The sequence below is a fragment of the Mucilaginibacter glaciei genome (assembly GCF_014773245.1).
GTDB classification, from domain to species: Bacteria; Bacteroidota; Bacteroidia; order Sphingobacteriales; family Sphingobacteriaceae; genus Mucilaginibacter; species Mucilaginibacter glaciei.
Genome location: NZ_JACWMX010000004.1, coordinates 419,713 through 444,873, shown reverse-complemented (window position 1 = coordinate 444,873; position 25,161 = coordinate 419,713). Strand labels below are relative to the sequence as shown.

Below are 25,161 nucleotides of genomic sequence, written 5' to 3'. Positions count from 1 at the left end.
ACTATGAAAAAATTATTTTCGGCAATATTGGTAGTAGTGGCAGCAATGTCACTAAGCTCATGCAGCTATAACAGCATGGTAAAGGGCGATGAAAACGTAAAAGGTAAATGGGGCGAAGTGCAAACGCAATACCAGCGCCGCAGCGATTTGATCCCTAACCTGGTATCGACTGTTAAAGGCGAGGCAAATTTTGAAAAAGGTACATTAACAGAAGTTACCGAAGCCCGCGCCAAAGCAACCTCTATCCAGGTTGACCCAACTAAATTAACACCGGAAACTATCCAGAAATACCAGGAAGCACAGGGCCAGTTAAGCACAGCCTTAGGCCGCTTGTTGGTAGCATCAGAAAATTATCCTACCCTAAGGGCTAATGATGCTTTTCGTGGCTTGCAGGTGCAATTAGAAGGTACTGAAAACCGTATCTCTGTTGCCCGCCGCGACTTTAACATTGCCGTACAGGATTATAACAGCAAGATCCGTTCGTTCCCGGCTAATATTACGGCTAAGATGTTCGGCTTTAGCGAAAAAGGCTATTTCCAATCGGAAGCAGGTTCTGACAAGGCACCCAAAGTTGCCTTTTAATTAGTGAATTAATGAGTTAGTGAATGAGTGATTTCTGAATCGCTTTTCACTAATTCTTTTAACAATCACTAACCCACCAATTCACTCCATCACTAATTAAACACATGGCAGTATTTAACGACGAAGAGCAGCAACGCATACAAAAGGCGGTGGCCGATGCCGAAAAGAATACATCGGGCGAGGTGCGGGTTTGTATTGAAAAAACCTGCAGCGACGAAGTGCTTGACCGCGCGGCCAAATACTTTACCCAGTTAGAAATGCATAAAACCAAACTGCGTAATGGCGTGTTGATCTACGTAGCTACGGTCGACCGTAAGTTTGCCATAATTGGTGATGCCGGGATCAATAAAGTGGTGCCAGCCGATTTTTGGGATATTACCAAAGAAAATATGCTGAACCACCTAAAGGTAGGTAACTTGGTTGATGGTATTGTTACTGGTGTGCAGCAGGCGGGCGAACAGTTAAAACAATATTTCCCGCATTTACTGGACGACAAGAACGAATTGCCCGATGATATTGCCTTCATGGATGGCCAATAAAACTACGATGCTGAAAAAACTCATATTATGCCTTGGTTTCCTGCTATGCTTTGCCGGGGTATTTGCGCAACAATATCCCGAAAGGCCTGCCAATAGCCCGGTTGCCGATTTTACCAATACCTTATCTGACGCCGATAAACAAAAGCTGGACGCAAAGATCAAGGCTTTTGAAGATACTACCTCCAACCAGATAGCGGTTGTTATCATTCAGTCGGTTGGTGACTATGATATTATCGAGTATGGTAACGGGCTGATCCGTAAATGGGGAATTGGTCAAAAGGATAAGAATAACGGTGTGCTGGTGCTGGTAGCCTTAGCCGACCGTAAAATGTCTGTACAAACCGGTTATGGTTTGGAAGGCGCCCTGCCGGATATCGTAACGCAACAGATCATCCAGAATGATATGAAGCCCCGCTTTAGGGAGAATGATTATTATGGCGGTTTAGATGCGGCTACAGACGATATCATTAAATACACCAAGGGCGAGTACAAATCGTCGGGCAAAAAGGCTACCGATCGCGGCGGTAAAAAAGATGGCAGCCCGATTGGGTTTATCGTAATTATCGTGGTGGTGGTTTTGATCATTATCTTCCGCAACCGCGGCGGAGGTGGCGGCGGCAAACAGATCATTGGCAGCCGTGGTGGTGCCAACCCGTTCTGGTGGTTACTTGCAGGCAACTTGCTTGGCGGTGGCGGCCGCAGCAGTGGTAGCGATTGGGGAGGTTTCTCTGGTGGTGGCGGTAGCAGCGGCGGCGGCGGCTGGGGAGGTTTCGGCGGTGGTTCGTCCGGCGGCGGGGGTAGCTCCGGCAGCTGGTAATATTAAAAAATCTATTTTAATTTATAAATCTCAGAATGCCTTTAATTATTATCTGATTAAAGGCATTCTTACTTAATATTATATCCATGGAGTGGAAAACCTGTTCATCAGAATATTTACATAAAGGCCTTTGGGCAACCCTGCGTGTCGACAAATGCGAAATGCCCGACGGCCGCAAAGTGCACGACTATTACGTTTTAGAGTACCCAAATTGGGCCAACGCGGTTGCCATTACCGCAGATAATAAAGTGCTGATGGTGCGCCAGTATCGGCATGCAGCCGGTATTGTTTCATTAGAAATCCCCGGCGGCGTAATTGAAGATGGCGAAGAGCCCGAAGCAGGCATGCGCCGTGAGTTACTGGAAGAAACAGGTTACGAATTCAGCCATATTGAACTGATCAGCACCGTATATGCCAACCCATCAACCGCCAATAATAAAACCTTTTGCTTTTTGGCTACCGGAGGCAAAAAGGTGCAGGAACAAAGTTTAGACGAGAATGAAAGCCTGGTGGTTGAGGAATATACAATAGCAGAAATAAAGCAATTACTGGCCGACAATAAAATTGCGCAGGCCCTGCACTGCACCGGGTTATTTTATGCTTTAATGAAGCTCGGCGAGTTGAAATAAGTATACCATGGATCAGGCAGCATCAAAACATGATAAGCACTTGACCCTTCTCTACTTTATCCCCCGGTTTTATTTTGATGTTTTTAACAGTTACATCTGCCGGAGATTTGATGATATTTTCCATTTTCATGGCCTCTAAGATGAACAGGTTATCTCCTTTTTTAACTTCGGCACCTTCCTCTACCAATACTTTGAGTACCATGCCCGGCATAGGTGCCTTTATTTCGCTGATTTTAGCGGCCATCAGGTTGCTTAGTCCCATCTTCTCCAACAGCAAATCGAACTGATCTTTGGCGGTAACCTTATAAACGGTGTTATTTACCTTTATTTCAGCTGTTTTCTCTTCCCTATTAAAGCTTACCACCTCAGCGTTGTAAGAGCCATTTTCATTTATAACATGGTAAAGCAGGTCGTTTAACTGCGCAATATCGGCGTTAACCACGTTGCTGTTCACCAGCAAAGCATTTGCCTGCCTGTCAATTCCAAAATCGTGCTTATTGTTAACCTTTACTGTATACATAATATTTCCAGATCAGAATTTATCAAATTTATGAGTTCACAAAAGTTTGTATCACAAAACTAATACCTATTTAGTAAATATATACTGGATCATATTTGCGCCCATTCTAAGTGCTTTTAAACGAGCGTCCTGGCTATCGCCTGCGTAGGTGCCATAATCCTCCCAACCGTTGCCCAAATCACACTCATAGGTATAAAAACATACCATTCGGCCTTTATAGATCAACCCGAAGCCTTGCGGGCGTTTGCCGTCGTGCTCGTGTATTTTTGGCAAACCAGCAGGAAAGTTAAATTTTTGATGATAGATAGCGTAATCCACCGGCAACTCCACAAAATCCAACTCAGGGAACACCTTTTTCATTTGCGGGCGAATGAATTTATCAAAGCCGTAATTATCGTCGATGTGCAAAAAGCCGCCGCCCGTTAAATACCTCCGCAGGTTTTTGGCCTCCACATCGCTAAATATCACGTTACCGTGCCCGGTCATGAATACAAAGGGATAATTAAATAGTTCCTCGCTGCCCACCTCAACCACCTCTTCATCGGGCTGGAAATTGGTTTTCAGGTTAACGTTACAGAATTTGATCAGGTTAGTCAATGCGGTGCGGTCGCCGTACCAATCGCCGCCACCGTTGTATTTCAGCCGGCCCATCTTATAACCCGGCGCAGTGAAGCTGCTGACGCATAACAGCAAGGCAAATGCAGCAGCAGCAAAAAAGGATGTTTTCATTTAGCGGTTTAAAAAGTTGGCCTCGAAGCAAGCTTCTAATGCGGCCGTTTCAGTACGCAAGCGGCTTTCACCTAAAGTTATGGCTTTATATCCGTTTTGCAAAGCGGCGCCTACTTCGGCAGGGGTAAAATCACCTTCGGGGCCTATCAATATTAAATAACGCCCGTTTAGTTCGATAGATTGCGACAGGCTTACTTTTTCGCCTTCATCGCAATGGGCAACGAATTTTTGCCCATCAAACGGTTGCTTTAAAAACTGTGCAAGATTAACGGGGGCATTTAGAACCGGGTGATAGGCCTTGATAGATTGCTTAATAGCCGAGGTAATGATCTTGTCCAGCCGTTCTACCTTAGCCTCCTTCCGTTCGGAGCGCTGGCAGATGATGAGCGAAATCTCATCGATCCCTATTTCGGTGGCCTTCTCCAAAAACCACTCTACCCTATCCAAATTTTTAGTTGGTGCTATCGCGATGTGCAGGTAGTGATTGCGCTTATTAAATTCTGTGGTGACAGACTTGATTTGCAGGATGGTGCGTTTGGGGTGAGCATCTTGTATTTCAGCTTGGTATAAGCCACCCTTGCCGTCAATCAGTGTAACGGCGTCGCCAACAGCCAAACGCAATACGCGCACCGCATGCTTGCTTTCCTCCTCGCTTAAAAAGTATTGGGGTAACGATGGGTTAATATCGGGCGTGTAAAAAAGCTGCATTTTGATTATTCTATTATACCAGATTGCAAAACCACCTCTATAGAATTATCAATGACTCGTCAGTCCAACGATTAGCATACTGAAACATAATACGCTAATAACAAGTATCCAAAAAATAGCTGTCGGTTTCCTTATTGCTAAAACGGCTATAACTATGGCGGCGATAAACCCTAAAAAAGCTTTTAAAACAAAATGTTGACTTAGCATACCAAAACCGCCGATAACTAAAAAAGCGATAATTATCAAACAAATAACTCGATATACTATAATATGTAACTTGCTAAAATCCATCAAAAAATGGCATGAGATACGTTGTTGCTGTTTCGATAGTCTCTATTAATTTTAATGTAAATCTACCGCGTCCTCTTCATTGATCAGCAACTCCAGCTTTACAGATTCAATGTTCTGATCAGATTTTTTTAGCACGGTAATGTTATAACCGTTGCTTTCCTTTTGCTCGCCTACATCAGGGATTTTACCAAAAATATGGCCTAACCAGCCGGATACGGTATCAAAGTCACCATCCTCGGGCAAATCATGTGGTAGGTGCTCGTTCACATCATAGATCGGCGCCAGGGCGTTCACCACAAATTCACGCTCGTTTATTTTCTCGACAATCGGCTTTTCCTCGTCAAACTCATCCTGGATCTCGCCTACCAATTCCTCAACAATATCTTCCAGCGTAACCATACCCGCCGTACCGCCAAACTCGTCAGATACGATAGCTATCTGGATACGTTTTTGCTGCAGCTCGGCCATCAGGTCATTGATCTTTTTGGTCTCCGGGATAAAATAAGGTTTACGGATAATATCTTTCAGTACGATCTCGCTGTTTCGGGCAAGTAAAGGCAGTATATCTTTGGCGTGTACAATACCTACAATCTTATCTATTACCTGCTCATATACCGGCATGCGCGAATAACCTTCCGTTATCAATATCTCTAATAATTCTTCTTTGGTCGTTTCCAGTTCGATACCCGATATTTTGGTACGCGGCACCATAATGTTTTTAACCACGCGTTCATTAAAATCAAACACGTTCTGGATTAGTTCGTGTTCATTAGAATCGAGCGCGCCGGTTTCCCTACCCTGTTCTAAAAGGTACTGCAATTCTTCTGAACTGTGATGTGCCTCGCCGCCTTCTAAAGTATTGATGCCAAATAAGCCCAGGATAAAATTGGCAAAGCCGTTAAGCAACCAAATGGCCGGTTTAAAAAATATGAAGAAGAACCGTAAAGGTACAGACACCGCCATAACTGTACCTGCCGATTTTTGGATGGCCAGTGACTTTGGAGCAAGTTCGCCAAAAACGATATGCAATACCGTAATAACAACGAACGAGAGAATATGGCTGGCCGTAATAAACCCCGGAGAAAGTTCAATATTAACGGACTGAAAGCCCCTCAACACAATATTGGTAACTACACCCTCGCCTACCACACCCAGGGCAAGTGAAGCAATGGTAATACCCAGCTGCGTTGCAGCCAGGTAACCATCCAAATTATGTAAAATGCCCCTTGCAACCTTGGCTACGCCGCTGCCGGCTTTTGCCCTTAACTCTATTTGCGAGCCTCGTACCCTAACCATTGCAAATTCTGCGGCCACAAAGAAACCGTTTAATAGCACCAAAAATATGGTCAGGAATATGTAGAAAACACTAATTTCGTAATGCGCGGGGTCCATTCAGTTTTTATTTGTTATCGGGGAAAGTTTTCTTGTACAGCTCTAAACTTTCGTTAATTACCTTGTGAGCGTAACGTACACCAAGCAAATGCTCAATGGTTACGTTCTTGTCCTCTAACTTTTTGTAATCTTTAAAGAAACGCACAATCTCGGTCATGGCATGCGGTGGTAATTCGGCAAGGTCGTTAATATAATTTACCGACATATCGTTCTTCGCAACCGCGATGATCTTATCATCCTGTTCACCGTTATCAACCATGTGCATTACGCCTACAACCTTTGCTTCGATGATCGACATTGGGAAAACGTCTATCGAACAAAGTACCAAGATATCCAAAGGGTCATTATCATCGCAATAAGTTTGCGGGATAAAGCCATAGTTAGCCGGATACATTACTGATGAAAATAAAACACGGTCAAGTTTTAACAAACCTGACTCTTTGTCAATTTCATATTTAGCCTTAGATCCCTTAGGGATCTCAATAATCGCGTTTACTACTTCGGGCATATTCTCTCCCGGAGATACCTGGTGCCAGGGGTGTTGTGTACTCATTTATTCAATTATATATTTTCTATTCTGTCGTTATTTACGCTTTTGCATTTCCCTTTTATAAAAGCTGCAATAAGCGGTATTGTTGTAATTACTATTAAACCTAACACAATGTATTGCAGGTTATGTTTCAACTGGGGGAACTGCAGGCCTAAAAAATAACCGGCCAGTGTTAACGTATTTACCCAGGCTATACTCCCAATTACGTTGTAAATAGTAAACTTTTTAAGATCAACCCGCACAACGCCTGCAAATATAGGGGCAAATGTCCTAACTATTGGGAAAAATCTACCTAAAATCAAAGCCATGCCACCGTATTTGGAATAAAACTCCTCGGCAACGGTCACATACTTCTTCTTAAAGAAAAAAGAATCGTTCCGGGTAAACAACATTGGCCCGGTACGGTAACCAAACCAATAGCCCATATAGTTGCCCAAAACGCCCGCTACTATTAGTGATATGACCAATACGTGGATGGGAGCATCTATCATACCGGCGGCACTTAAAACTCCGGCCAAAAACAAAAGATAGTCGCCGGGTAAAAAGAAACCAAAAAACAAGCCGGTCTCAGCAAACACTACAATAAGTAACAGATAAAATCCGCCCGTACTTAGTATAGATTGCGCATCGGTTAAATTTTGAAGGTATTCCCAAAAATTTTCCATTAAAACTATATCCGTAAAACTACAAATATTATATCAATTTGCAGTTAAGGCCTTATTATTAAATAAGAGCGGATATAATAGAGGGGTACACGCCAATTACGATAGTTGCCAAAGCTGCCGAACCCAAAACAAATTTATAGTAAGGCGGCACCTCAACTTCGGCACGGTCGGCACTACGGAAGTACATCGCGATAATGACCCTGAAATAGTAAAATATACTGATGATCGCGTTTACTACCGCGATAATCACCAGCCAAAATTTATATTGCGACAGCGCGCCCGTAAACATGTAAAACTTGCCAATGAAACCTGCGGTTAAGGGTATACCTGCCAATGAGAGCATGGCGACGGTCAATACCAATGCCAAAAAGGGATTACGCTTCGCCATGCCGTTAAAACCGTCAAAGTTATCGCTACCGGTTTGTTGCCTAACTAATATTAGGGCGCCAAAGGCAACTATCGAAGCTATGGAATAGGCGGTAGCATAAACAAAAATAGCATTGGCCGATCCTGCGCCTATCGCCACGATGGCGAACAATAAATAACCCGCGTGTGAGATGCTGGAAAAAGCCATCATCCGTTTAAAGCTTTGTTGATATAGTGCAGTAATGTTACCGATGAACAATGTGATGATAGTGATAACCATTAATACCGGCGCCCAAAAATCAGTCATCAGGATAAAGCTGGCCGAGAACAGGCGTAAAAATGCCGCGAAACCTGCCACCTTCACCACTGTAGACATGAACAGCGTGATCAACGATGGCGCACCTTCGTAAACATCGGGTGTCCAGAAGTGGAACGGGGCGGCACCTACTTTAAAGCACATCCCCACAATGATCAGCAAAATTCCCGTGAAAAAAATCGGGTCGATGTCTCTTGGGTGAAGGGCTACATAATCACGGATGTGATCCAGGTCAAATGAGCCTGACGCACCATAGATAAGGGTAATACCAAACAGTAAAAAGCCTGTAGAGAATGCCCCCATCAGGAAATATTTTAACGCTGCCTCGTTTGATGCAAAATCATTTTTGCGGATTCCGGCAAGGATGTATAAACTTACCGACATGATCTCTATCCCGATAAACATCATTACCAGGCTATGGTAAGAAACCATTACGATGATACCTGCCAATGCAAATAAAATGATCGCATAATACTCGGCAATGTGACTGCTTATCTTCTCAAAATACCCTTTAGATAACAGTAAGATCAATATGGTTGATACGATGCTAACAACAGAAAATGCGATAGAGAAGTTATTAAATAAAAGCATACCGTTGTAAATAGGCTCGGCATTATCGCCCCATTGCATCACGGCAGCAACAAGCGCAGCAAGTAAACCTAAAATGGTTACAGGTAAAAGTGCCTTTTGCATTTTATATAAACCCAGGTACAAAAGCACTATGGGTAAAACAGATATGATAATTAAAGTAGTCATTTGCTTATATCTGTATTTTAGAATTTTGAATTTATAAACTTCGCGCTTACTGTTTGCACTAAATTGGTCACTGCCGCCTCAGAGATATGCAGTAAAGGTTGCGGGTAAACACCAATAGCAATAATAAGCACGCAAATGATACCCAGAACCAATTTTTCTGAACCGTCTATATCAGCAAAAGCAACTGTTACGGCATTGGTTTCGCCCTGCATTACATTCTTGTACATCCGCAGCATATATACCGCACCGAATATGATGGTTAAACCAGCAACAGCGGCAAACCAAATATTATAATGGAATACACCTTTCAACAACAGGAATTCGCCCACAAAGCCGTTGGTTAACGGTAAAGCGACAGTGCCCAGTACGATGATCAAAAACGCGATAGAAAAGTTAGGTGCCACCTTAGCGATACCACCCATCTGACTAATATCGCGGGTGTTTAAACGACGACTGATGATGTCCCAGATAAAGAACATCCCCACTACGTTGATACCATGGCTCAGCATCTGGATCATAGCTCCCTGTACGCCCTGCGTTGTCCAGGCGAAGATACCGGCTGCGATTAACCCAACGTGGGCAATTGATGAATAAGCTACCAAACGCTTTCCGTCTTTTTGGTTAAATGCGATAAGTGACGCGTATACAATACCGATAACCGACAAGATCATTACCAGGTTTTGCCATTGCAAAAAGCCAACCGGCGCATTAGGGATCAACCAGCGGATAACGCCGTAGATACCCATCTTTAACATAATACCAGATAACATCATGGTACCGGCAGATGGTGCTTCCGTATAAGTATCGGGCTGCCAGGTATGGAACGGAAACAATGGCATTTTGATAGCAAATGCAATGAAAAACGCCCAGAACACCCAGTTTTGATGCGCAGCATCAAGGCTTAAATTATAGAATGCGTGGATATCATAAACCTTACCCGGCGTTTGCAGGTAAAGGAAAATGATCCCTAACAGCATAAACAACGACCCGGCAAAGGTGTAGATGAAAAACTTAATATTGATACGGATGCGGTTTTCACCGCCCCATAGAGTGCAGATAAAATAAATAGGGATCAAAGCGGCTTCCCAGCCTACGTAAAATAAGAAACCATCTAATGCAGTAAATACGGTTAATAAACCGGCCTGCATAAATAAGATTAAAGCATAAAATGCAGGGGCGTTTTTGTACTCGTGCTTGTAAGTGGTGAGTATAATGAGCGGCACCAGCACCGTGGTCAATAAAACCATCAGCATACTTATACCATCTATACCGGCGCTAAAATAAACCCCTACCGTTGGGATCCAGGGCACATCGATACTGTACTGGGTAGATGCATCTGCCACAAAACCCGATAAGAAAAATAAAGCAATAGCCAGTTCAACTACGGCAAAAAACAAGGCGACATGCTTTGCCACTTCGTTTTTGAATAACAACACCACAAGGGCTGCTATAATCGGTAAAAAAAGTAAAATACTAACCGTCATTTTATGGGGTAAAACGCTATCGTTTTATAGTCTTAAAAAGTTGTAAACCAAAATGCCAATGATGCCTAACACCATCATAAATATATAGAAGCCCACGTTACCTGTTTGCAGTAAACGTAAACCCTTACTTGTTTCTAAAGTGCCTTTACCAAGCCCATTCACAAAGCCATCGATACCTAATTGCTCAACCACTTTGTAGAAAAAGGTTGATAATGCATCCAAAGGCTTGCGAATGATCAGATCGTAAAGTTCATCCACATAAAACTTGTGGTAAGACAGGTTTGCCAGGGTAGGGCGCTCTTCTTCATCGCTTACCGGAACACCGGCTTTGCTTACATATTTGGTGTAAGCGTAACCCATTGCTATTAATGCGATACCAACAGAGATGCCCATTAGCATCCATTCGGTGCTGTGGCTTAACTCGTGCTCGCCTAATATTTTAAATGATGGTTCAAACACCGGGGCAAGGAATGCAGCCAATTCATGATGGCCGCCCATTACTGCAGGCACGCCTATTATACCGCCAACGGCAGATAAGATAGCTAACACGATCAAGGGGATGGTCATGTTTGCAGGCGACTCATGTAAATGGTGTTCCTGCTCATGCGTTCCGCGGAACTTGCCCCAAAATGTCAGGTACATCATCCGGAACATATAGAAAGAGGTCAACCCTGCAGTAATTACACCCACCACATAAAAGGTAGTGCTGTGTGCGAACGCAGCCGCTAAAATTTCGTCTTTTGAAAAGAAACCCGAGAATGGGGGGATACCTGCGATAGCAATGGTTCCTACCAGCATAGTAATGAAAGTGATTTTGATCTTACCTTTCAGACCACCCATTTTGCGCATATCCTGCTCTCCGCTCATAGCGTGGATAACAGAACCTGCACCCAGGAATAATAATGCCTTAAAGAACGCGTGGGTTAAAACGTGGAAGAATGCACCAGTGTAAGCGCCAACGCCTAAACCCAAAAACATATAACCCAATTGCGATACGGTTGAATAAGCCAGTACCTTTTTAATATCTGTTTGTGTCAGCGCAATCAGCGCAGCAAAGAATGCCGTAGCTAAACCTACAATGGCGATCACATGCATGGTATCGGGTGCCAGCGTGAACAAGATGTTTGAGCGGGCGATCATATAGATACCTGCAGTAACCATGGTAGCCGCATGTATCAATGCCGAAACTGGCGTGGGGCCGGCCATTGCATCGGGCAACCAGGTAAATAAAGGCAACTGTGCCGATTTACCTATAGCACCCACAAATAACAATAACGTGATCAGTACGATGGGTGCGCCTGCGGCAACGGCAGCAGGGGCTTTAGGAAAGATATCCGCGTAAGCAACGCTATTAAATGTGTTTACTAAAAGGAAAATACCTAACAGAAAACCCAGATCGCCGATACGGTTCATGATAAACGCCTTTTTAGCAGCGTCGGCATAGCTGGGATTCGTATACCAGAAACCGATGAGTAGATATGAGCATAAACCTACTCCCTCCCAGCCAATAAACATGATTACGTAGTTGCTACCCATAACCAGCAGCAGCATAAAGAATACGAACAGGTTAAGGTAAGTAAAAAACTTACCGAAGCCCTTATCATCATGCATATACCCTATCGAATATAAGTGAATCAGGAAGCCTACACCGGTAATGATGAGCAGCATGATAGAACTCAGCTGATCTACCAGGAAAGAGAATTGAATTTTAAAATCACCAACGCTTATCCAGTCGAACAGCGTAATGTTGATAGGCGCGCCGGTAGATTTGATCTGGAAAAAAGTAGCGATGCTTAAGCCAAATGCCACCAATACCAATAAACTACCGATAGCCCCGATAATACCTTTTGATAGGGTATTGCGCCCTAATCCGTTAATAACAAAACCGGCTAAGGGTAGTACAGGAATAAGCCAGATCAATTTGTCCATTTGTGTCCGTTAAACGTTATACGTTTTATGTTATACGTATTGATTGGGAAGCCCTCGCAATAACGCGTTGTTTTTAGTTCATCTATAAATCCGAAATCGAAAATCCGAAATCGAAAATCACATTACCATTTCAACCTATTCAATACGTTAATATCGATCGAGTTGGTGTTGCGGTATATCATTACTATAATAGCCAGCCCTACTGCAACTTCGGCAGCGGCCAATGCCATAATAAAAAATACAAATACTTGCCCGGCTGCATCGCCGCGATAAACAGAAAATGCAGTAAGCAGCAGATTAACCGAATTAAGCATCAGCTCTACCGACATGAATATAACGATAGCATTACGGCGTAATAAAACACCCATAACCCCTATCGAAAATATAAGCGCGCTTAATATAATATAATGATTAAGCGGCACCGCCTGAATGGCATTGGTTAAACTTTCCATATCAGTTGATAGCTTTTGTTTCTTTAGTATCTTTTGTTGCCAGCAATACCGCACCTACCATTGCCGATAGCAGCAATACAGACGATACCTCGAACGGCAATAAAAATTCATTAAATAATACCTTGCCCAGGTTTTTAACTAAACCAAGTCCGGGGTCTTTTAACACTACAGGATCTGATGTTCCTGTGATCTTTAAAGATGCCACCAAAGCCACTGCCAAAATTCCCCCGCCAAACACTGCAGCCATTTTTACCATAAAAGGTTTAACAGGTTCCGATTCCTTGTTAAGGTTGATGAGCATCAGCGTATACAGGAACAGCACCAGGATAGCCCCCATGTAAACAATAAAATTTACGATAGCCAGGAACTGGGCATTCAGCAATATGTAGTGAATAGTGAATGTAAAAAAGGTAAGTATAAGGTACAGGATACTGTGCACCGGGTTTTTTGCAGAAATAACCAGTATTGAAAAGAATATGGATAAAAACGCGATGAAGTAAAATGTAATCATGTTTATATTTTCAATATACTTTTGCCCCGCTTTAAGGTTGGGCAAAGGTATAAAACTTCTGTTATTGATTTAAAGGTGCTTCAACTAATTTGTCTTTACCGTAAATAAAATCCTTCCGCAGGTAATCTGATGGTACGATATCACCATCCAGATAGATCGCTTCCTTAGGGCATGCTTCTTCGCAAAGGCCGCAAAATATGCAGCGCAGCATATTAATTTCGTATACAGCAGCGTATTTTTCTTCTCTGTATAAATGCTCTTCACCTTTCTGGCGCTCGGCCGCGGTCATGGTTATAGCCTCTGCCGGGCATGATAAAGCGCAAAGCCCGCAAGCAGTACAACGCTCTTTGCCATTCTCATCACGTTTAAGCGAGTGCATTCCACGGAAATTTTCAGAAAACTCACGCTTCTCATCAGGATAGGCAATAGTAACCGGCTTTTTAAAAAAGTGGCTCATGGTGATGCTTAAGCCATGCACGATTGCAGGCAGGTAAGCACGCTCCCAAAAGTTGAGCGGTTTTACGGTTAATTGCTTCTTTTTATTACTTAACGATTCCATTTAATTCCTTTCTAACTTGCAAGAGTTATCCAAACACCGGTCACCACAATATTCGCGATAGCCAATGGTATTAATATTTTCCAGCCCAGGTCCATCAACTGATCGTAACGGAAACGCGGGATGGTCCAGCGTACCCACATAAAGAAGAAGATGAACAGGAATATCTTTGTAAAAAACACACCCGTACCAATCAACGGTCCTATTACAGGGCCAACATGCGCGGTAACCCAATCCATGCCCGGATAGTTATAACCACCCCAATATAGGGTTGCCATTACTGCCGATGAAATGAACATGTTGATATACTCGGCAAACAGGTAAAAACCCAGTTTCATTGACGAATACTCGGTATGGTAACCACCTACCAGTTCGGTCTCACACTCTGGTAAATCGAACGGTGTACGGTTAGTTTCGGCAAATGCACAAACCAAAAACAGGATAAAACCTACCGGTTGGTAGATCACGTTCCAATGCCAGCCGTGTTGCTGCTGAGCAATTTCGCCCAAGCTTAAAGTACCGGTAACCAATAACAGGGCGATGATAGAAAGCCCCATCGAAATTTCATAACTGATATTTTGTGATGCCGCACGGATAGCACCTAATAGCGAGTATTTGTTATTTGATGCCCAGCCGCCTATCATTACACCATAAACGCCTAACGATACCACGCCGAAGATGTATAAGATGCCCACGTTAATATCGGTAACCTGCAACGGTATAACTTTATCGCCAACGGTTAAATTTTGCCCCCAGGGTATAACCGCCGAACCGATACACGCAGTAAGGATAGCTAATGACGGGCCTACGATGAATAAAAATGGTGTAGCGTTAGTCGGGATGATCTCTTCCTTCATAAACATTTTGGCACCATCAGCCAGGGGCTGAAACATACCAAACGGGCCTGCACGGTTAGGACCAACCCTATCTTGAAAAAATGCCGCTATTTTACGCTCGGCGTAGGTAGAATACATGGCTACTACCAGGCTAATCCCAAATATAACCGCAACCAATGCGAATTTTATACCGATATCTACTAATTCCATTACAGGCGTGTCTCCCTTTCAAATTGTTCTTTATTCGCTTCCTGCAATACCAGGTTTTGTTTCACAACCGGAAGCGGCTTAAGCGTATCGTAGTGGTTAGAACTGATAACAGATTTATGAGATACTTTACGCGGACCTTCTATTACCCAGTCACTGGTTTTCTTCTTATCAAAACGGCAGGTGTTGCAGATAAATTCTTCTGCCTCGCCGTATTCATCTTTACGTGCCGTTACGCGAATAACATCCTCCCCTTTGTACCATAAGGTAACCTTACCGCAGCATTTAGGGTTTTCGCATTCGCGATGTGCTTCTACGGGTTTGGTAAACCAAACACGGTTTTTGAAGCGGAAGGTTCTATCAGTTAATGCGCCTACCGGGCAAACGTCAATCACGTTGCCGCTAAAGTCGTTATCAACAGCTTTTTGGATGTAAGTCGAGATCTCGGAGTGATCGCCGCGGTTCAAGATCCCGTGGATGCGGTGATCTGTAATCTGGTCGGCAACAAATACACAGCGGTAGCAAAGAATACAGCGTGTCATGTGTAGCTGGATCTTATCACCTATATCTATCCGCTCAAATGTGCGGCGGTCAAACTCATAGCGTGTTTTTGCTGCGCCATGCTCATACCCTAAGTCTTGCAAATGGCACTCACCGGCCTGGTCGCAAACCGGGCAATCCAACGGGTGGTTGATCAATAACATCTCCACTACACCTTTGCGCGCCTCAATAACTTCTGGCGAAGTGATATTTTTCACTTCCATACCATCCATAACGGTGGTACGGCAGCTGGCTATCAGTTTAGGCATAGGGCGCGGGTCTTTATCAGAACCTTTGGTTACCTGAACCAAACAGGTACGGCACTTTCCGCCGCTGCCTTCCAGCTTGGAATAATAGCACATAGCCGGCGGAACGATATCGCCACCTATCAGCCTTGCAGCGTTTAATATGGTCGTCCCGGCCTCTACTTCAATGGGAAATCCGTCTATTGTTACCTTCATTTGACTTTCGTCTTTTATATTTTATCGTCTGTTCAGACGCTCTATTATTTATGTCATTGCGAGCGTAGCGTGGCAATCTTAGCATCACCAAGTGTCCGATGAGATTGCCGCGCTATCGCTCGCAATGACACGGGTTCATCCGTTTTACTTTATACTGCTGCTTCTACTTTTGGCAATGGGTCTGCATAATGCGCAATACCGTAATTACGAGTAGTGGCGGATGCCGAATCAGTTACGTGCCACTCAAACTCATCCCTAAAGTGGCGGATGGCACTGGCCACCGGCCATGCTGCTGCGTCACCCAACGGGCAAATTGTATTTCCCTCAATTTTTTTAGATACATCAACCAAAAGGTCCATATCGCTCATTTTACCGTGGCCATATTCCAGGCGATGTAACACTTTTTCCATCCAGCCGGTACCTTCACGGCAAGGCGAACATTGTCCGCAGCTTTCATGGTGATAAAAACGGGCAAAGTTCCAGGTATTCCTAACAATACACTGGTCTTCGTCGTAAGCTATAAAACCACCCGATCCCATCATGGTGCCACTCACAAAACCACCATCTGATAATGATTCGTAGCTCATCAGGCGGCCTTCGCCGTTAATGGTTTTCAGGAACAGGTTAGCCGGTAAGATAGGTACGGATGAACCACCCGCAACAACCGCCTTTAAGCGTTTGCCGTTGGCAATGCCCCCGCAATATTCATCGCTGTACAAAAATTCTTCAACAGGTAAACCCAAGTCGATCTCATACACACCCGGATTTTTCAAATTACCGCCGGCCGAGATCAGTTTAGTACCCGTACTACGACCAATACCTAATTTAGCATACTCATCGCCGCCATCATTTATGATCGGCACAACTGCTGCGATAGATTCTACGTTGTTTACCACCGTTGGGCAACCGTATAAACCTGCAATAGCCGGGAACGGAGGTTTGATCCTCGGGTTACCGCGTTTACCTTCTAATGATTCTAACAAAGCAGTTTCTTCACCACAGATGTAAGCACCACCACCCGGTTGTACGTAAAGCTCGAGGCTGTAATCGGTACCTAAAATATTTTTACCTAAAAAGCCTTTTGCCTTCGCTTCGGCGATGGCTCTTTCCAGGATACGGATCTGCGGCATCATTTCGCCGCGTACGTAGATGTATGATGTTTTGGCACCCAACGCAAAGCTGGCTACGATCATCCCCTCTATTAATAAGTGGGGGATGTGCGTCATCAAATAACGGTCTTTAAAAGTGCCGGGTTCAGATTCGTCGGCGTTACAAACCAAGTAGCGTTCAACTCCCTCCGGCTTGGCCAGAAAGCTCCACTTCATCCCGGTAGGGAAACCTGCACCACCACGACCGCGCAAGCCCGATTTTTTAACCTCTTCCACCACTTCGTCGGGGGTTAAAGTCTTTAGGGCTTTTTCAACAGCAGCATAGCCGCCCTTTGAGCGGTAAACATCAAATGTGTTGATGCCGGGTACGTTAATATGTTCAAGTAAAAGTTTACGTCCCATTACTAATATATTTTGCCGTTTAGTTTATAAGCGGCTATATGATTTCTTATACAATTTGCAAAGATATTTACGGTAACTAAACCGATGATCAGGTTGTAATGCTCCGGTAATTGCAAAAATAAAAACAGGATCACCCCTGCTATCAGTGCCGCGTCCCAGCCTACCAACCTGTTTCTTTCGTTCATCTTAATTATTCGCCTTAGCAGTTAAATCACTTATCAAAGCATCAACCGACTCGTTAGTTAGCTTTTCATAAAAAGTATATTCGGGGCCAATTTGCAATACCGGGCCAAAGCCACATGCCGCCAAACATTCAACACCGCGCCAGCTAAATAAACCATCAGTGGTCACTTCGCCTTCCTTAACGCCCAATTTAGCTTCGATGTGATTCATTATAGGCGTAGCGCCAACAATTTCACACGGGCCGGTGCGGCAAACCTCTAACATATACTTGCCTTGCGGCTTTAAAAAGTACATGGTATAAAACGATGCCACCTCGTAAACTTCTATCGGCTGGATATCTAAGTACTCGGCAACCTTATCCATTGCCGGGGCACTTACCCAGCCTAATTCGGCCTGTACCAAATGCAGTATGGGCAGTAAAGCCGATTTTTGTTTCCCTTCCGGATAACGGCTAACCACATCAGCAAACTTGCTGATCAACTCCGGCGTAAAAGTTACCGGCATATCGGTGTTTTGAACACTAAGCATCTAATTCTCCTGCTATAACGTTTAAACTACTCATGTTAATAATCGCGTCTGACAACAGCATACCGCGGCTCATTGGCGCATACATCTGGTAATTGATGAAGCTTGGCCTGCGGAAATGCAAACGGTAAGGCGAGCGGCCACCATCATTGATCAGGTAAAAACCCAATTCGCCATTAGCACCTTCAACCGCGTGGTAAACTTCAGCATTAGGGGTATCAACCTCGCCCATCACAATTTTAAAGTGATAGATCAAAGCTTCCATATTGTTGTATACTTCCTCTTTTGGAGGCAGATAAAACGCCGGTACGTCCGCGTGGAAAATATCCGACGGTTCTTTTTCTATTTTGTTTAGCGCCTGCTCAATAATGCGCATGCTCTGCCACATTTCTTCGTTACGTACCAAAAAGCGATTGTAAACGTCGCCGTTCTCGCCTACCGGCACTTCAAAATCAAAATCTTCGTACGACGAGTATGGCTCCATAGCCCTTACATCATAATCAACACCGGTTGCGCGTAAAATAGGGCCGCTCCAGCTGTAGCTTAAAGCATCGGCCTGCGTAACTGCTGCTACACCTTTCGTGCGATCAACAAAGATACGGTTACGGTTAAACAGGGCTTCAAATTCTCTTAAAACCGGAGGGAACTTCACCAAAAACTTACGGATCTTATCGAAAGCGATCTTGTTAAAGTTACGCTCGAAACCGCCTATCCGGCCGATATTGGTTGTTAAGCGCGATCCGCAGATCTCCTCGTAAATTTCATAGATCTCTTCACGATACTCCATCATGTATAGAAAGCCGGTAAAAGCACCCGTATCAACACCCAATACGCCGTTACAGATAATATGATCGGCAATACGGGCAAGTTCCATAATAATAACACGCATGTAATCCACACGTTTTGGCATCTGGATGTTCAGCATCTTCTCTACCGTCATATGCCATCCCATGTTGTTAATGGGCGACGAGCAATAGTTCAACCTGTCGGTCAATGGTGTTATTTGATAAAATGGGCGGTGTTCGGCGATTTTTTCGAATGCGCGGTGAATGTAGCCTATGGTTGATACGCCGCTAACAATACGTTCGCCATCCATCTGCAAAACATTCTGGAACACACCGTGCGTTGCAGGGTGGGTTGGACCCAGGTTCAGCGTGGAATACTCCGTTTGCGGATCGTTATCGGTATATACGGGGTGGTTCTGCATTTATATTATCTCCCGAAAAAGTAATCTTTTTTATCAATACGGTTAGGATCTTCCAGCGGGAATTCCTTCCTCATCGGGAATACGGTCATGTCATCAACATTCAGTATCCTGCGCAGGTCGGGGTGTCCGTCAAATATCACCCCAAAAAAGTCGTACGTTTCGCGCTCCATCCAGTTAGCACCATCCCAAATGGTAGATGCGGTGGGGATATGGCAGTCTTCCAATGTCAGGAAAACCTTGATGCGGATACGGGTATTAGTAGTTAAGCTGTGCAGGTGATAAACTACACCTATCTGTTTTTCCTGATCAGGATAGTGTACCGCGGTTAAGTCTGTTAAAAAGATAAACTGCAGTGCTGCATCTGTTTTTAAAAAGGTAAGTACATCGGTAATAACCTCCTTATTGGTTTCTACAGTAAGCAAACCAAAATCGGCACCGGTCTCAACAACCTGTCCCGCAAATTTATCGGTTAGCTTTTGTAAAAGTATGTCGTTAGCTATCTTACCCATGCTTATTGTATACCGTATGAAGCAAGCAATGCCTGATATTTAGGCTCTTCCCTGCGGCGAAGTGTTTCTGTCTGTACTAATTTCTGGATCGCCATAAAGCCATCAATGATCGCTTCGGGGCGCGGCGGGCAACCGGGAACGTAAACATCCACCGGGATAACTTCGTCAATACCCTGCAATACCGAATAGGTATCAAAAATACCCCCGCTTGATGCACAAGCACCAACAGCCATTACCCAACGAGGCTCGGCCATTTGCAGGTAAACCTGGCGTAAAACCGGACCCATTTTTTTTGATATGGTGCCCATAACCATCAGAAGATCGGCCTGGCGTGGCGAAAAGCTTAAACGCTCGGCACCGAACCTGGAAAGATCGTAATGTGAACCCATGGTTGCCATAAATTCGATACCGCAGCATGATGTTGCGAATGGTAACGGCCATAAAGAGTGCGAGCGAGCCAAACCCACAGCCTGATCCAGCTTTGTGGCAAAAAATCCTGACCCTTCTAATCCCGCAGGAGCCTCAACTATTTGAATATCACTCATGAATTATTATCAAATAAATAAACCCATCAGCTTACGCCGATATGCAAATTTAAGTAAAATACCGTTGCAACAGGTATATGAAAAAAGCGAAGGAAGATATTTAGAATTAATCTAAACAGGATAAATTAATCCCAATTTAGGGCGCCCTTTTTAATGATATAAAAGAAACCGGCAAGTAAGGTACCCATAAATATGAACATCTCTATCATCCCATCCTTACCCAGATCACGGAAGTTTACCGCCCATGGGTACATGAAGATAACCTCGACATCAAACAACACGAAAAGGATAGCTACCAGGAAATACTTGATAGACATGGGCTGCCGTGCATTACCGATGACCTCGATACCCGACTCGAATGGGGTAAGCTTATCTTTAGTTACCCGTTTAGGGCCAATTTTGTGCGTTACAAACATAGTAGTAACAACAAAACCTAAAGCCACTATCATTTGGAAGATGATAGGCAGGTAATTAATGGGTAAACTTTGTAATTCCATATTGCAAATATACAAATGAGCGGATAATAAAAAAGGCCTCTTTTTCAAGAGGCCTTTTTAAATTTATATAGTCAAAGGTTATTTACCTTTTGCGCCACCTTTTTTGGCAAAGAACGCAGCAGCTTGTTTATTAGCAGGATCAAGTTCCCTTACTTTAGTAAAGTTTTCGGTTGCTTTGGCATCGTCCTTTTCCTTATATTGGTAAAACGCACCCAAATAGCTGTAAGCTTCAACCAACTGCGCTTTAGCTTTATCATCTGCTGGAGGGGTTGTGCCTACTAACTGAAGAAATTGTTCGTAGTATGGCTTAGCATATCCCTTGATATTATTCCTGTCTGCATCTTTGCTGTCGTTAACCCTTGCTCTGAATAAAACAACAGCCGGGATTGGCTTTCCAGATTTTTGACTGATGTAGCTAAATGCCGAATCTGCTTTAGTTAACAAAGTTGTGTCTGGCTTTTTAGAGTCAAAAGCAAAGTAGTAGCTTGTACCTTCTCTTAAATAATCATTCAAAGTTCCTTTGCGTGATTTAGTCAAATACTGACGATATGCATCACCTGCTTTTTCGTATTTCTTTTGAGCGTATAATGACTTACCAATTTCGGCATAAACATCTGCCTGGGTAGTATCCATAGTATAGGCAGTCTGTAAAGATTTAATACCTAATGAATCCTGGCCAGAAGCGATCTGTATACGGCCCAAGTAAAGGTAATCACGAGGAATTACACGTTTAGGATCAGCCTTAGTAATCCAAGTATTCATTGCAGTTAATGCTGTTGGATAATCTTTGTTTTCGTAAGCTGCATAAGCCTGGTAGCGGAAAACCCTTAAATTACCATTAGATGATTTTGCTAACGCGTTAGCCTCTTCCTGTAAAGCTTTGTAGTCACCTGCATAAGCCAGGAAGTCGGCATAACGTAAACGAGTTTCTAATGAATTATCTGTTAACGAAATATATTTACGGAACTGCTCAACACCTTCCTTCACTTTCGCTGATGCCATTTTAGGATCGCGCAGTGACCAACGGATGTCAGTTTCTGCCCACTCACGGTAAGCAGGGCCAAAGTTAGGGTCGATAGCTAAAGCTTCTTTAAATAACCTTTCAGAATCTTCGTAGTTATCAGCATATCTCCACAATACACCTGTTGCAACCTTAGCAGTAGCCAGTTTAGGGTCAAGCTCTAAAGCATTTTGGTAGTTACCCAAAGCTTCGGTGCTTTTTAACTGTGTACGGTAAGCGTCACCTAAAACAACCAATAACTCGGCATCTTTAGCGTTAAGCGCTTTACCTTTGTTAAGAATGGCAATGGCTGCGTTTGCATCTGCAGCAGCAACTTTACCATCGGTAGCGTTAAGTAAATAACCTTTACCAATGTAAACATATGGCTTGCTATCCTTACCTGCTAAGGTTACCGCCTGGTTAAAGTTGGTTGTGGCCGTGTTACGGTCCTTATCAACAAAGGCAGCTACGCCTAAACCTGCATAGTTAAGTGCAGATTTAGGGTTAACGGCAATACCTTTTTGAAAAACAGCCTTCGCCGAATCGGGATATTCCTGTAAAATGTAAACCCAACCTAAGTAAAAGAAATTCTCATCTTTTGTCCCTTGGGTAACCGTTAAATTTTTTAGCATTGATTTAGCTTTCTGGTACTGCTCGGCATCAATTGCTTTTTTGGCGTCGGCCAAACTTTGTGCAAAAACCGATGACCCAACTAATATCAGTGCTAATACTAACTTGCTTATCTTACTGATCATTTTCATCGTAGTTTTAGAATGTATGTTTAATTTAGTGTGTTATGTTTATTTCCCTCGAAGGGATAGTTTCAGGTAGTAAGCCCGATTTTAATAAGATCCGTTGCCCGCGTTCGCTGCTTAAAAAACCAGCGAAACCTGCGCCTAATCCTTTCTTCCCTGTGCAATCGATTATGTATAGAGAACGGCTTAACGGATACGTTTTTTGGACTAAAGTTGTTTGCGAAGGTTTAAAATATTCCTTCGGCGCCAGCTTACTGTTCTCATCCCTTACCCCTACAATTTTAACCTTATCAACGGCATCAGCATAATCCTTATCGGGGTCGTTCAGCCAGCTAAATCCTGTAATGCCAATCGCATCAGGATGGGTAGCTACATATTTTATAACTTCTTTGTTTGACTTAAGCGAATAGATGTTCTTCTGCTTAAAATCCTTATTACCTGATATTTGCCTCAAATACCTTACCAAACTCGAATTAGGGTTATCGAATACTATACTTTTATCAGTTTTAGCCTGACCGTTTAGCATTTTAACTATATCGCTAACTGTAATGGTGGTATCGTTTGATGCCTGGTTCACTATAAGCGCAATGGCATCGGTAGCAAATTTGGTAATAACAGGCGGCAATGTGCGCCGTTTAAAAATCCCAACTTCGACAGTGTCAAGCTCGCGGGCCAGTATAGCAACGCGTACACTATCGTTTAATAAGCTATTCAATACTAACGCTTCGGGCTTGTATTTTATTATAGGGTTCGCATCCGGATAAATGGCTCTAAAAACATAGGCCTGTTCGTCAACAATGGGCGAAAAGGAATCGTCAGCCGAAAAAGTCGCTGTACCGGCTAAAAATTTGTCGTCCTGCGATGCTTTTTTATCAGCCTGTTTACAGCCCTGAAATACGACAACAAACGCCGCACCCCACAATACTAATTTTAAATTAAGCTTCATCAACTTCATCCGGATCTTTCCTTAAATAGCGCGAAAAACGCAATACCGCATAAACCAATATCACGCCGCCAAAAATTTTTCTTTGGGTTGGGTCGCTCCCTATGGGGATATCTTTCCAAAAGATTAGGGCCAGGCCCATTATACAAAAGCAAACGAATGCGGCCCCTCCTAAAATAAGCAAAAACCGCCTTTTGGGCGATTTTTGCTCTTTGTTGTTATTTGATAACATGAATTGTTACTCTTGCGCCAGTGCAAACTGTACCGGTACGCTATATTGTACACGTACAGGGCGACCGTTTTGGATACCTGGTTTCCACTTAGGCGATGCCTTTAGTGCACGTACAGCTTCCTCATCGCAACCACTGCCAATACCTCTAACAACTTTAATATCTGTTAAAGAACCGTCTCTCTCTACAACGAAGGTACAGATAACACGTCCCTGAACGTTGTTCTCTCTCGCAATTGCCGGGTAACGGATAGCCTTACTTAAATAGGCACCAAACTTGGCATCACCACCAGGGAAACCTGGCGATTGCTCTACAGCAGTAAAGATCTGGTTAGGGTTTTCTTCAACCACTTGCTTAATGTCTGAGTTACCAACCGGCTCATCGATACGGATATCCGCATTCGGGTCACCTTTCTGGTCTTTCTGGCCAGGGTCAGCTACTTCAAGCTCTTTTACCGTTGGCGGATCTTTTTCGCGGATCTCGTTATCCGGTTTTACAACCAGAGGAGGGAAACGAACCTGATCTACCTTTGGTTTAGGCGGCTCTGGTGGCGGTGGTGGTGGTTTTACTTTGTTGTCCATTGGCGGCGGCGGCAAAACTACCTCGGTAATTTTGATCTTCTCGTCGGCCTTTGGAATGAACCCTTCAATTTTATTGATGATTGTTTTTAACGATATAATAAACACAAACACTACTATACCTATAAGCAGGGCCCTGTTGGTATGACGAGGGTTATCCTTTCTTAATTCGTAAGCACCATATGCTTTATTACGCCCGCTAAACACCACATCAATCCATTGCTGGTTTAATATGTCTAATTTTGATCCAAACATCTTTTAGGCGTTAATATTAATAATTAATTTAATGCGGTCTTTACCAATTAGTAAAGCCCATCTCTCTTTAACAATTCAACTTCCGGAGGTGTGATATCACCAATTGCGAAAGACTGAACAGCTGTGATCTTCATCTCATCAAGCGCATCAACCATGTTTTTGTAAACCGATTTATCGCTTGGTTTAATGATAACGATCATATACTTACCGCTTGCGGCCTGGATCTTTTTGCCTTGCTCGATCAACGCAGCACGTATTCCGTTTTTGCCGTAGGTATCTGGCGTAGGGGCCGATTTACCAGGCTCGCCAACAAACCATTCCAGTTTATTATTTGCGCCTAACAATATCGTCATGGTACGTGATGCCGGTACAGGTAACTGATCGGTTTGCTTTTCTTCTTTATCAGGCATGGTAACATCCATTGCCTTTGGTTTAGCCAGCGTAGTAGTCAGGATGAAGAAAGTGATAAGCAAGAACGCCAAATCAACCATTGCGGTTAAATCGATACGCGTGGAGGCTTTTTTACTTCTTACTTTCCCGCCTTTTTTCCCCCCGCCGGAGGAGGTGTCTAATTCTGCCATTTTTTA

The 25,161-nt window shown here is 43.6% G+C and carries 30 protein-coding genes; 4 read left to right on the top strand and 26 right to left on the bottom strand.

Translation table 11 applies throughout. The features are described 5' to 3' along the window. Window positions 1-3: 3 nt before the first annotated feature. The 4 genes from IDJ76_RS11985 to IDJ76_RS11970 all read left to right on the top strand — a co-directional run bounded on the left by IDJ76_RS11985 (window position 4) and on the right by IDJ76_RS11970 (window position 2,567). Window positions 4-582 carry a LemA family protein gene (locus tag IDJ76_RS11985; protein ID WP_191163554.1) on the top strand — a complete coding sequence of 193 codons (579 nt, stop codon included), beginning with the start codon at window positions 4-6 and terminating at the stop codon, window positions 580-582. Between the two features lie 104 nt (window positions 583-686). Then, window positions 687-1,121, top strand: coding sequence for a TPM domain-containing protein (locus IDJ76_RS11980; protein ID WP_191163553.1), 435 nt, complete (start codon window positions 687-689; stop codon window positions 1,119-1,121). Further along, entirely contained in the window at window positions 1,093-1,938 is an 846-nt protein-coding gene (locus IDJ76_RS11975) for a TPM domain-containing protein (protein ID WP_224746293.1), read from the top strand. Before IDJ76_RS11980 ends, IDJ76_RS11975 begins: the two co-directional genes overlap by 29 nt. A gap of 86 nt (window positions 1,939-2,024) precedes the next feature. Beyond that, a complete protein-coding gene (locus IDJ76_RS11970; protein ID WP_191163552.1) occupies window positions 2,025-2,567 on the top strand; it encodes an NUDIX hydrolase in 543 nt (180 codons plus the stop codon). A gap of 22 nt (window positions 2,568-2,589) precedes the next feature. Here IDJ76_RS11970 and IDJ76_RS11965 read toward each other — a convergent pair whose 3' ends face one another. From IDJ76_RS11965 to IDJ76_RS11840, 26 genes are all read right to left on the bottom strand, one after another. Continuing rightward, window positions 2,590-3,087, bottom strand: a complete 498-nt coding sequence (locus IDJ76_RS11965) for an acetyl-CoA carboxylase biotin carboxyl carrier protein subunit (RefSeq protein ID WP_191163551.1) — start codon at window positions 3,085-3,087, stop codon at window positions 2,590-2,592. A 66-nt stretch (window positions 3,088-3,153) separates the two neighbouring features. After that, window positions 3,154-3,816: a DUF4159 domain-containing protein gene (locus tag IDJ76_RS11960; RefSeq protein WP_191163550.1), complete on the bottom strand. Its 663-nt coding sequence runs from the start codon at window positions 3,814-3,816 to the stop codon at window positions 3,154-3,156. Continuing rightward, window positions 3,817-4,524, bottom strand: a complete 708-nt coding sequence (locus tag IDJ76_RS11955) for a 16S rRNA (uracil(1498)-N(3))-methyltransferase (protein WP_191163549.1) — start codon at window positions 4,522-4,524, stop codon at window positions 3,817-3,819. A gap of 342 nt (window positions 4,525-4,866) precedes the next feature. Continuing rightward, window positions 4,867-6,207 (bottom strand): hemolysin family protein, encoded by a 1,341-nt coding sequence (locus IDJ76_RS11950; RefSeq protein ID WP_191163548.1) that lies wholly within the window; start codon window positions 6,205-6,207, stop codon window positions 4,867-4,869. A gap of 7 nt (window positions 6,208-6,214) precedes the next feature. After that, entirely contained in the window at window positions 6,215-6,760 is a 546-nt protein-coding gene (locus IDJ76_RS11945) for an inorganic diphosphatase (protein ID WP_191163547.1), read from the bottom strand. 8 nt (window positions 6,761-6,768) lie between these two features. Next, window positions 6,769-7,422 carry a DedA family protein gene (locus tag IDJ76_RS11940; RefSeq protein ID WP_191163546.1) on the bottom strand — a complete coding sequence of 218 codons (654 nt, stop codon included), beginning with the start codon at window positions 7,420-7,422 and terminating at the stop codon, window positions 6,769-6,771. Between the two features lie 58 nt (window positions 7,423-7,480). Continuing rightward, a complete protein-coding gene (locus IDJ76_RS11935) occupies window positions 7,481-8,860 on the bottom strand; it encodes an NADH-quinone oxidoreductase subunit N (protein ID WP_191163545.1) in 1,380 nt (459 codons plus the stop codon). Window positions 8,861-8,877: 17 nt separating this feature from the next. Next, complete coding sequence (locus tag IDJ76_RS11930) at window positions 8,878-10,344, bottom strand: complex I subunit 4 family protein (RefSeq protein ID WP_191163544.1); 1,467 nt, start codon at window positions 10,342-10,344, stop codon at window positions 8,878-8,880. A 24-nt stretch (window positions 10,345-10,368) separates the two neighbouring features. Continuing rightward, window positions 10,369-12,273 carry an NADH-quinone oxidoreductase subunit L gene (gene nuoL, locus IDJ76_RS11925; protein WP_191163543.1) on the bottom strand — a complete coding sequence of 635 codons (1,905 nt, stop codon included), beginning with the start codon at window positions 12,271-12,273 and terminating at the stop codon, window positions 10,369-10,371. Between the two features lie 122 nt (window positions 12,274-12,395). After that, the gene (gene nuoK / locus IDJ76_RS11920) at window positions 12,396-12,725 is read right to left on the bottom strand and encodes an NADH-quinone oxidoreductase subunit NuoK (RefSeq protein WP_191163542.1); all 330 of its coding nucleotides are present in this window, start codon (window positions 12,723-12,725) and stop codon (window positions 12,396-12,398) included. A 1-nt stretch (window position 12,726) separates the two neighbouring features. Continuing rightward, window positions 12,727-13,236, bottom strand: a complete 510-nt coding sequence (locus IDJ76_RS11915; RefSeq protein WP_191163541.1) for an NADH-quinone oxidoreductase subunit J family protein — start codon at window positions 13,234-13,236, stop codon at window positions 12,727-12,729. Window positions 13,237-13,297: 61 nt separating this feature from the next. Continuing rightward, window positions 13,298-13,795: a NuoI/complex I 23 kDa subunit family protein gene (locus IDJ76_RS11910; RefSeq protein ID WP_191163540.1), complete on the bottom strand. Its 498-nt coding sequence runs from the start codon at window positions 13,793-13,795 to the stop codon at window positions 13,298-13,300. Window positions 13,796-13,806: 11 nt separating this feature from the next. Further along, window positions 13,807-14,838: an NADH-quinone oxidoreductase subunit NuoH gene (nuoH, locus tag IDJ76_RS11905; RefSeq protein WP_191163539.1), complete on the bottom strand. Its 1,032-nt coding sequence runs from the start codon at window positions 14,836-14,838 to the stop codon at window positions 13,807-13,809. Then, the gene (locus tag IDJ76_RS11900) at window positions 14,838-15,836 is read right to left on the bottom strand and encodes a 2Fe-2S iron-sulfur cluster-binding protein (protein ID WP_191163538.1); all 999 of its coding nucleotides are present in this window, start codon (window positions 15,834-15,836) and stop codon (window positions 14,838-14,840) included. Before IDJ76_RS11900 ends, nuoH begins: the two co-directional genes overlap by 1 nt. A 149-nt stretch (window positions 15,837-15,985) precedes the next feature. Next, the gene (nuoF, locus tag IDJ76_RS11895) at window positions 15,986-17,347 is read right to left on the bottom strand and encodes an NADH-quinone oxidoreductase subunit NuoF (protein WP_191163537.1); all 1,362 of its coding nucleotides are present in this window, start codon (window positions 17,345-17,347) and stop codon (window positions 15,986-15,988) included. Between the two features lie 2 nt (window positions 17,348-17,349). Further along, a complete protein-coding gene (locus IDJ76_RS11890; protein WP_191163536.1) occupies window positions 17,350-17,532 on the bottom strand; it encodes a hypothetical protein in 183 nt (60 codons plus the stop codon). A 1-nt stretch (window position 17,533) separates the two neighbouring features. After that, a complete protein-coding gene (locus tag IDJ76_RS11885) occupies window positions 17,534-18,034 on the bottom strand; it encodes an NADH-quinone oxidoreductase subunit NuoE family protein (RefSeq protein ID WP_394367925.1) in 501 nt (166 codons plus the stop codon). Between the two features lie 16 nt (window positions 18,035-18,050). After that, window positions 18,051-19,262, bottom strand: coding sequence for an NADH-quinone oxidoreductase subunit D (locus IDJ76_RS11880; protein WP_191163534.1), 1,212 nt, complete (start codon window positions 19,260-19,262; stop codon window positions 18,051-18,053). 5 nt (window positions 19,263-19,267) lie between these two features. Then, window positions 19,268-19,771 carry an NADH-quinone oxidoreductase subunit C gene (locus IDJ76_RS11875; RefSeq protein WP_191163533.1) on the bottom strand — a complete coding sequence of 168 codons (504 nt, stop codon included), beginning with the start codon at window positions 19,769-19,771 and terminating at the stop codon, window positions 19,268-19,270. A gap of 2 nt (window positions 19,772-19,773) precedes the next feature. Further along, the gene (locus tag IDJ76_RS11870; protein WP_191163532.1) at window positions 19,774-20,316 is read right to left on the bottom strand and encodes an NADH-quinone oxidoreductase subunit B; all 543 of its coding nucleotides are present in this window, start codon (window positions 20,314-20,316) and stop codon (window positions 19,774-19,776) included. A 125-nt stretch (window positions 20,317-20,441) separates the two neighbouring features. Beyond that, window positions 20,442-20,813, bottom strand: coding sequence for an NADH-quinone oxidoreductase subunit A (locus IDJ76_RS11865; RefSeq protein ID WP_191163531.1), 372 nt, complete (start codon window positions 20,811-20,813; stop codon window positions 20,442-20,444). A gap of 78 nt (window positions 20,814-20,891) precedes the next feature. Continuing rightward, entirely contained in the window at window positions 20,892-22,574 is a 1,683-nt protein-coding gene (locus IDJ76_RS11860) for a tetratricopeptide repeat protein (protein WP_191163530.1), read from the bottom strand. 25 nt (window positions 22,575-22,599) lie between these two features. After that, window positions 22,600-23,514: a PstS family phosphate ABC transporter substrate-binding protein gene (locus IDJ76_RS11855; RefSeq protein WP_191163529.1), complete on the bottom strand. Its 915-nt coding sequence runs from the start codon at window positions 23,512-23,514 to the stop codon at window positions 22,600-22,602. Continuing rightward, window positions 23,504-23,743: a hypothetical protein gene (locus IDJ76_RS11850; RefSeq protein WP_191163528.1), complete on the bottom strand. Its 240-nt coding sequence runs from the start codon at window positions 23,741-23,743 to the stop codon at window positions 23,504-23,506. Before IDJ76_RS11850 ends, IDJ76_RS11855 begins: the two co-directional genes overlap by 11 nt. 6 nt (window positions 23,744-23,749) lie before the next feature. After that, complete coding sequence (locus IDJ76_RS11845; RefSeq protein WP_191163527.1) at window positions 23,750-24,574, bottom strand: energy transducer TonB; 825 nt, start codon at window positions 24,572-24,574, stop codon at window positions 23,750-23,752. 47 nt (window positions 24,575-24,621) lie between these two features. Further along, complete coding sequence (locus tag IDJ76_RS11840; protein ID WP_191163526.1) at window positions 24,622-25,155, bottom strand: ExbD/TolR family protein; 534 nt, start codon at window positions 25,153-25,155, stop codon at window positions 24,622-24,624. Window positions 25,156-25,161 lie beyond the last annotated feature (6 nt).